3 protein-coding genes are annotated in these 8,973 nt (G+C 47.4%); all 3 read left to right on the top strand.

Annotated features, from left to right (window positions below; translation table 11 throughout):
- The first annotated feature begins 508 nt into the window (after positions 1 to 508).
- The 3 genes from HMPREF2955_RS08570 to HMPREF2955_RS08560 are packed head-to-tail and all read left to right on the top strand — an operon-like array spanning position 509 to position 8,668.
- Entirely contained in the window at positions 509 to 2,527 is a 2,019-nt protein-coding gene (locus tag HMPREF2955_RS08570) for a DUF5686 family protein (protein WP_246830104.1), read from the top strand.
- A gap of 46 nt (positions 2,528 to 2,573) precedes the next feature.
- Entirely contained in the window at positions 2,574 to 5,798 is a 3,225-nt protein-coding gene (locus HMPREF2955_RS08565; protein ID WP_070722746.1) for a UvrD-helicase domain-containing protein, read from the top strand.
- Positions 5,795 to 8,668, top strand: a complete 2,874-nt coding sequence (locus HMPREF2955_RS08560) for a PD-(D/E)XK nuclease family protein (RefSeq protein ID WP_070722665.1) — start codon at positions 5,795 to 5,797, stop codon at positions 8,666 to 8,668. The genes HMPREF2955_RS08565 and HMPREF2955_RS08560 overlap by 4 nt, the downstream gene beginning before the upstream one ends.
- Positions 8,669 to 8,973: the final 305 nt, after the last annotated feature.

Raw genomic sequence — 8,973 nt, 5'->3', positions numbered from 1 at the left:
CTACATTTTGCTATAAATAGCCCAAAAGTTGGTGTAAATGACGACTTCTTTAAATAAAAATTCATTTTACCGCATTCACATCCTAATCCCTTTTTGCAAAACCAACCTTCGCGAGAATCGATTTTTTGCGGCAAGATGGGCAGTCGCTGGCAAAAAAGTCACTCATAATGTTAAAATTTATACCGAAAAGATTACAATGGTTGACGAGGGTACGAGTCACCGAGTTGACCAGTTGACCAGTTAACCAGTTGACAAATTGATGAGTTGATGAGTTGACGAGTTGACCAGTTAACGAGTTGACAAGTTGATGAGTTGACAAGTTAACTAGATGTCAAGTCGACAAGTTAACAAGTTGATCAGCTAACGGGTTAACAAGTTAATAGGCGCAGCCATCTTTTCACCTTTTCACTTTTTCACCCTTTCACCTTTAAACCACCTTTAAACCACTTTTTCACCTTTAAATTCAGCGTTATTTCATTGATTTTCGCTAACTTTGCCATTAATGAAAATGCGGCATGTAATCATTGTTTGCGGTATGTGCATTGGCGTTTCGGCCCAAAGCAAGACTTGGACAGCAACAGACACCCTGTTGCTGAACCGCATTTATCGCTACGCCGACAGTTGTTACGCACGCCCCATCGACACCACCTACTATTCGTACACACGTTATACCATCGACATTCGTCGTAAAAACATCTTGTTAATGGCTGTGCCAAACCTGTTCGATTTGGCTCGAAGTGGCAAACGACACTTTATGGGCGAGAGTATAAGAAGGCATACGTATAACAAAAATGCGGGGCACAACACGCAAACGCTGGTTTCGTACACCACACTTCCTCACAGCGAGAACATCCTTCCGCCTGCCATTAAGTATCTTTCGCCTAAGCTTTACGACGTTACATTGGTAGACAAGTTTCTCTTGTCGCCCTTCAATAGGCACAACAAGATGTTTTACCAATTAAGGTTTTTGTCGCAAACAGACAGTCTTGTGTTGCTAAGTTTCAAACCCAAGGTAGACAATACTCAGCTGGTTAAGGGCAATGCCATCATAGATAGGCGCACGGGTAGGGTGATAACCTGCCATGCCGAAGGCGAATACGACATGTTGCGCTTTGAGTTAGACACCGACACGGGCGACAAAGAACACGATAAACTGGCGGTGAAAAGCTGTATCTTGCGCACCACTTTTAAGTTTATGGGCAACCAAATGGCGGCTACTTACCGCGTTAACTACGACCTTTCGCACATAGACAGCGCGAAAGTGTACCCCAACAAGCCTGCATTCACCATCAATTTGCTACGCAAAGATAGCCTTACACGCATTGAAAGAGAAATATTTCAGCCCGTATTTTTGGCTGACATACGCCAAGACACGGTGAGAACGCAACCCGTTAGGCCACATGGCATGTTCTGGCGCAAGCTTGGCGACTATTTGGTAGACCGCATTGGCAGCGACTTTGGTAAGTCTAATCAAGGTTATTTCCGCCTAAACGCCCCCTTCGACCCCTTTTATATGGAGTATTCGCCCAGTCGTGGGTTTACTTATATGAACGATTTTAGGTTGGGTTACACCTTCGGTCCGCGCACATCATTGTTCGTTCAGTTCAAGGCAGGCTATTTCTTTCGCGAGAAACGCGTTACTTTTTATGCGCCATTGGTGTTTTATTACAACCGCGAACGCAACTTTTACTCGCGATTCGAACTGAGTACAGGCAACCGCATATACAGTTCAACCATCGCCGACCGCTTGTCGGAGTCGCTATTAAACAAGTTTTTCGACAGTGGTAAGGACTTATATCAATTTACCGACCGCTATATGAAGTTCGATACCAACATCGATTTCTCCTCAAAATGGGGCTTGCGTGTTGGTTTCGTGTTCCACAAGCGCAAACCATTAGACCCCTCGGCCTTCGAGTTATTGGCTTTCCCTGTGGTCTTTCGGTCTTTCGCCCCCTCCTTCGAACTGTCTATACGCCCGTGGGGATGGAAAGGGCCGATATTCACCATCGACTACGAACGTAGCTTACCCCATGCGTTTAAGTCGAACATCTCTTACGAACGATGGGAAATAGATGGGCAATACCTTCTTCGCCTGTCCCGACTTCGCGCCTTATCCATGCGCCTTGGCACAGGGTTTTATACGCAAAAGGGACGTTCTTCTTACTTCCTAGACTACTCCAACTTTCGCGAGAACACCATCCCAGGAGGGTGGAACGATGGTTGGACGGGTGAATTCGAACTGCTTAACGCAAGCTGGTACAATGCCTCGAACTATTATGTGCGCGGTAATTTCACTTACGAAACACCGTTATTGGCCGTGAGTTGGCTGCCCTTGGTGGGGCATTACATAGAGATGGAACGTATCTATGTAAGTGCACTGAGCGTTAAGTCCTTGCACCCATACCTCGAATGCGGCTATGGCTTTACCACAAGACTTTTTAGTATTGGTGCATTCGTCTCAAATCGCAATTGGAAATTCGACGGCTTTGGCTTGAAATTCGGATTTGAACTGTTCAGACATTGGTAGAGAAAACATCGCAAACTTTATATTCCCCAAGAAAACATATAACACCATGCATACCCCATTAACCGTTTATAAGGCAAGCGCAGGTAGCGGAAAGACGTTCACTTTGGCCGTGAACTACATCAAAATACTGCTGAACAATCCGCATAGCTACCGAAACATACTTGCCGTTACGTTTACCAACAAGGCCACCGAAGAGATGAAGTTGCGCATTTTGAGCCAACTTTATGGCATTTGGAAACTTTTGCCCAGTTCCAAAGGCTATCTAGACAAGGTGACAAGCGAGCTAGACATCACCCCAGAACATGCCTCGCAACAGGCAGGAGTGGCTTTGAGCAACCTGTTACACAATTACAACTATTTTAGAGTTGAAACCATCGACACTTTTTTCCAAGCAGTTTTGCGGAACCTAGCGCGTGAACTAGACCTTACGGCTAACCTACACGTGGGCTTGAACGACACGCAGGTGGAACAGCAAGCCGTAGACAAACTGATAGAAGAGCTTAGTCCTAACAGCAAGGTGCTGAAATGGATAATGGAATACATCCAACAGAACATCGCCGACGATAAGAGTTGGAATGTGATTGGACAGATAAAACGTTTTGGCGAAAACATCTTTAAGGATGTTTACAAAGACAATAGAAAACAATTGAGCGCACTAATGGCCAACGAAGAGGCATTTGACAGTTACGTTAAAACCATGAGGGCATTGGCAAAAGCGGCCGAACACAAACTTGTTGGCATTGGCGAAGGGTTTGAACAGCTGTTGGAAGAAAACCAATTGTCGGTTGCCGACTTTGCTTATAAGGAGAAGGGCGTTTGCGGTTACTTCATGAAGTTGAAGAATGGGCAGGTAGAAGACGACAAACTGCTAACCAAGCGTGTGCTCGAAGCCCTTGAAGACCCCAACGCCTGGGTGGGAAAGAAAGAGCAAAACGGCGATGGACATGCCTTAACCGTGGTGAGAAACGTGCTGTTCGACTATTTGAACGACTCGGAAAAGCTGCGTAAAGAGCAGTTGAAACTGCTTAAATCGGCCAAGCTTACCTTGCGACACCTGGATCAACTGCGCCTTTTGGACAAGATAGAAACGCAGGTGCGCGAACTTAACGAGCAGTCGAACCGCTTTTTGTTGAGCGACACGCAAACCCTTTTGCACGCCCTGATACACGATAGCGACTCGCCTTTTATCTTCGAGAAGATAGGAACACAACTCGAACACATCATGATTGACGAGTTTCAAGATACAAGCACGGTGCAATGGGCCAATTTTAAGGTGCTGTTGCAAGAGTGTATGAGCCACAACCAATCGCAAAGCTTGATTGTGGGCGACGTGAAACAAAGCATATACAGATGGCGTTCGGGCGACTGGCGACTGCTGAACGAGATTGAAAAGCAATTTGCAGGCTCGCCGCATGCCTTTAAAATTGAGCGAATGACCACCAACTATCGCTCGGAGCGCAACATCGTTGACTTTAACAACGCATTTTTCGAGGCGGCATGTGCCATCGAACAGCACGAGTTGGAGGAGAAAAGCCCAACGGGAGCGCAGCAAATGCAGGTGGCTTACCAAGACGTGAAACAGTTGGTGCCCACTAGTAAGGAGCAGAAGGGTAGGGTTGAGGTGTGCCTTCTGAACAAGGAAGATTGCGAACAGCGTATGCTGGCCAAGATATGCCACACGATAAAGAACCTGTTGGAGCAAGGTGCAAGGCCCAAAGACGTGGCCATATTGGTAAGAAACAACAATTCTATCGCGCTCATTGCCGACTATATGATGGTGCATCTGCCCGAAGTGCGATTGGTTTCGGACGAAGGCTTTAAGCTGCAAGCCTCTGTTGCCGTGCAAATTATTATGGGTGCACTGCGCGTTTTGGCCAATCCTGCCGACCGTTTGCTGCAAGCTAACCTTGCCACCACTTATCAAACGCACATCTTGGGCAATGCCATTGGCAACCGCGAAATGCTTAAACGCGATGCAGATGTGGCCAGTTTTCTGCCCAACAAGTTTTGGAACAACCACCAACAACTAATGGCCATGCCCATATTCAACATCGTGGAAGAGGTGTATCAGGCTTTTCAGCTAGAACGATTGTCGGAACAAAGCGCATACATCTGCACCTTCTACGATAGGCTGAACAAATTTTTGGTGGACAATTCGGCCGACCTAAACGCTGTAATCGACGAATGGGAGAACGACATGAAGGACCGCGCCATACAGAGTGATGAACTTAACGGCGTGCGGTTACTTACCATTCATAAGAGTAAAGGACTGGAATTTGCCCATACCATCGTGCCTTTCTGCGACTGGCAGTTGGAGAGGACGGGCGGAACGCTATGGTGTCAGCCTGACGAACCACCGTTCAACGCTTTGCCACTGGTGCCCGTAGACCTCTATCCCAAACAATTAATGGGGTCGGTTTACGAGAAAGACTACCTACACGAGCACCTGCAAACGATGGTAGACAACATGAACTTGCTGTATGTGGCGTTCACAAGGGCTGGCCGAAACCTCTTTGTGATGGGCGAAAAAGACAAAGCGGGCAGCCGTTCTGCTGTTATTGGGCAATGTATCGAACAGCTAACGGGCATGTTGCCAGGTAGTACGCTTGAAACAACAGCCGAAGAAGACTTGGAATTTAAGTACGGAACCTTATCCATAGACACGGCGGAGGAGAAGGCGAAAAGCACATCCGACAACGTATTTAACACCATTCCATCGCCCTTTACCTTTGATGTGAAGGTGTACGAGAGCAAAGCCCAGTTCTTACAGAGCAACAAAAGTTCGGACTTTATCGGTGGAGAAGACGACAACGCTCAACAAAACAACTACATCAAACTGGGCCGTGTGCTGCACGCGGTGTTTGCACAGATACGTACATTAGCCGATGTACCCAACGTGTTAAGGCAGTTGGAGCAAGACGGTGTGCTATACGATAGTGACCTAACCCAAGAGAAACTGATAGAAATGTTGAACAAACGCTTTGCCGATAAGCGCGTAGAAGAGTGGTTTTCGGATGGTTGGAAACTGTTTAACGAATGTTCCATACTATCGGTAGACCCTGTTACCAACGCAGTTGTGACCCACCGCCCCGACCGCGTGATAACAAACGGCGAGGAAATGCGTGTTATCGACTTTAAGTTTGGCAAGCCCAAGGAAGAACACCACGCACAAGTGGCCAGCTACATGGCCTTGTTAGAAACGATGGGTTATAAGCAAGTAAGTGGCTATCTGTGGTATGTTTACAGTAATAAGATTGAGGAAGTGAAATGAGAAAGACTTTTTTAGAATACGTTGCCGAAGACTTGTTGAAGAAATTTGGCACAGACCTGTCGCGCGTAACGCTTGTTTTCCCCAACAAACGCGCATCCTTATTCCTTAACGAACATCTGGCACGCATGGCAGATGGGCCGTTATGGAGTCCCGTTTATACCACAATCAGTCAGCTTTTTCGTGATAGGAGCGAACGAATAGTGGCCGACGACATCAAGCTTGTGTGCGACCTTTATCGCATTTACGTTCAATGCACGGGCTCGACCGAAACGCTCGATCACTTTTATGGTTGGGGAATGCTGATGCTAAGCGATTTCGACGACATTGACAAGAACCTGGCCGATGCCGCAGACGTGTTTAGAAACCTGAGCAACATTCACGAACTGGACGACGTTTCGTACCTTACCGACGAACAGCGAGAGGCATTGAAACGCTTTTTCAGTAACTTCTCTGACGATTATAACTCGGAGTTGAAGAAACGTTTCTTGCAGTTATGGCAAAATTTTGGCGACATATATAATAGGTATAACGCCCATCTGCAAGCAGAAGGGCTAGCCTACGAGGGTGCACTTTATCGTGAAGTGGCCTGTAACGAGAACGTGAGTTTCGATGCAGAGGCTTATGTGTTTGTGGGGTTCAACATGTTGCAGAAGGTTGAACAGAAGCTGTTTGCCCGACTGGAAAAGGCAGGTAAGGCCAAGTTTTATTGGGATTTCGACCGTTATTATATGGAAGGGGTCAACAACGAGGCTGGACATTACATCCGTCAATATCTCGATGCCTTTCCTAACGAGCTGTTTAACCGCGATGAAGAGATATACGACAACTTTCGCCAAGAGAAAAAGTTGCAGTTCGTGTCGGCCTCCACAGAAACCATTCAGGCGCGCTTTGTGGGTCATTGGCTGCAAAACGACGCCTTTGTGCAGGCAGGACGGAAGACGGCCGTGGTGTTGTGCGACGAGAATTTGCTGCAAACCGTGGTGCATAGTCTGCCGCCACAGGTGGAGAGCGTGAACATCACTACGGGCTTTCCCTTGGCGCAGTCGCCCGTTTTTTCGTTTGTCAATGCGCTCATCGCCTTGCAAACCGCAGGCTACACCAAGAGTTCGGGGCGTTATAGGCTACAATATGTGCGGCCAGTGCTTAGGCATCCGTATAGCCTTTTTCTCTCGGAGAATTGCAGTAAACTGCTGGCCACGCTCGAAGAACATCACACCTATTATCCGTTAAGGCAAGACTTGGCCACGGATGAAGGCTTAACCTTGCTGTTTGCAGATCTGGAAGAGGGCGTTGCCGACGTGCAAACGTATCATGCCAGACTGGTGGAATGGATGTTGCAACTGCTGAAATGTGTGGGCACAAGCACGCAAGAAACCAACGACCACCTAATGAAAGAGGCCATATACAGGATGTACACCTTGTTTAACCGCTTGCACGAGTTGATTATTTCGGGCGACCTCTCGGTAGATTTGATAACCTTGTTGCGATTGATTACACAGCTGGTGCAGGCCACCAGCATTCCTTTCCACGGCGAACCTGCTGTAGGTTTGCAAGTAATGGGCGTGTTAGAAACCCGTAACTTGGATTTCGACAACATTCTATTGCTGTCGTGCAACGAAGGTAACATGCCCAAAGGGGTTAACGATGCCTCGTTTATTCCCTATTCGATACGCAAGGCACACGGGCTTACAACCGTAGACCACAAGGTGGCTATCTATTCTTATTACTTCCACCGACTGTTGCAACGGGCAAAGAACGTCACCATATTATATAACAATTCAACCGAAGACGGACACACGGGAGAGATGAGTCGCTTTATGTTGCAAATGCTTGTTGAGAGCGGCCATCAGATTGAACGACTATCGTTACAGGCCGGACAAACGCCCAATGTGTTGCAGCCGCACGCCGTTAGGAAAACGCAAAGCATCATGGAAGAGATGCTAAAACTTGAAAAGCTGTCGCCAACGGCCATCAATCGCTATTTGCGTTGTCAGCTATTGTTCTTCTATAACATTGTGGCAGGATTGAAAGAAAGTGACGATGAAACCGACGATATTGACAACAGAACCTTTGGCAACATCTTCCATAAAAGCTCACAACTGATTTACGAGCAGCTGATGGATGCCTATTCGACCGTTAGCGATCGCGCCATTAAAGATTTTCTTGCGGATAAGTCGGCCTTGCAACGCGTTGTGGATAGGGCGTTTAACGAAGAGTTGTTTAAGGTATCTAACACCAATCAGCGACCGGAATACAATGGTTTGCAGCTGATTAATCGCGGAGTGATTATCTCTTACTTGAAGAAACTGTTGCAGATGGACCTCGCCTTGACGCCTTTCCGCATACTGGCAATGGAAAAACAGGTGTATAACGACGTGCTTTTACATGTAGACGGCAAGCAACATCCTTTGAAAATAGGTGGTTATGTAGATCGATTGGACGAAGTGGACGAGGGTATGGGGAAGGTAATCCGCGTGGTGGACTACAAGACAGGGCGGAAACCACAGACGGGAGTTGCCGCTTTTGAGGACATATTCTCGGGCGAAAAGGTGACCAAGAACCACGCCGACTATTTCTTTCAGACATTCCTTTACGCCGCGATTGTGCGCGATTCGGCCTTTTGGAATGCCCAGAAACTGCCCGTTAGTCCAGCCTTGTTGTTTATTCAGCAGGCATCGACCGAAGAAAACGCCCCAGTGTTGCGCCTAGGCAAAGAACGCGTAGACGATGTGGCCACATATCGCGATGAGTTTTGGGCGGGTTTGCAGTCGCTATTAGAAGAAATTTTCGACAAAGATCGCCCGTTCGAACCCACCGAAGACAGGGAACGATGCGCGCGTTGCCCCTATCGACAGGTGTGCTATCAATAAGAAAAATTAATATAATCCAGATCAGTTGTTTGGTAAAAGGCAGAAAGACGGCCTTTAATGAACTGATTTGGGTTAAGATGTTTGAAGTGCGCCTAGTGGCGCAGGCTCTTATCTCTCCCTCATCGCCTGACCGCTAAGGCAGACGGAGAGGTTGTGCGTATTGTAGTCATCACAACTTCCCGATACATTCCTTCGTCAGCATCTCCTGTTTCGTCGGCAAGCAGGACCATGGTTCGGGCAACTTCGTGGAGATACTTTACACAGGTAGTAGGGTAAGCATCCAAAATTCGCCGTATTGATACTTC

It is taken from the genome of Prevotella sp. HMSC073D09 (assembly GCF_001814145.1).
In the GTDB taxonomy this organism is placed as follows: Bacteria; Bacteroidota; Bacteroidia; order Bacteroidales; family Bacteroidaceae; genus Prevotella; species Prevotella conceptionensis.
This window is presented reverse-complemented; position numbering and strand designations above follow the sequence as displayed.

Excerpts from the sequence above, each read along its gene's own strand:
- HMPREF2955_RS08570 (WP_246830104.1), top strand. The coding sequence starts at position 509 with ATGCGGCATGTAATCATTGTTTGCGGTATGTGCATTGGCGTTTCGGCC.
- HMPREF2955_RS08565 (WP_070722746.1), top strand. The coding sequence starts at position 2,574 with ATGCATACCCCATTAACCGTTTATAAGGCAAGCGCAGGTAGCGGAAAG.
- HMPREF2955_RS08560 (WP_070722665.1), top strand. The coding sequence starts at position 5,795 with ATGAGAAAGACTTTTTTAGAATACGTTGCCGAAGACTTGTTGAAGAAA.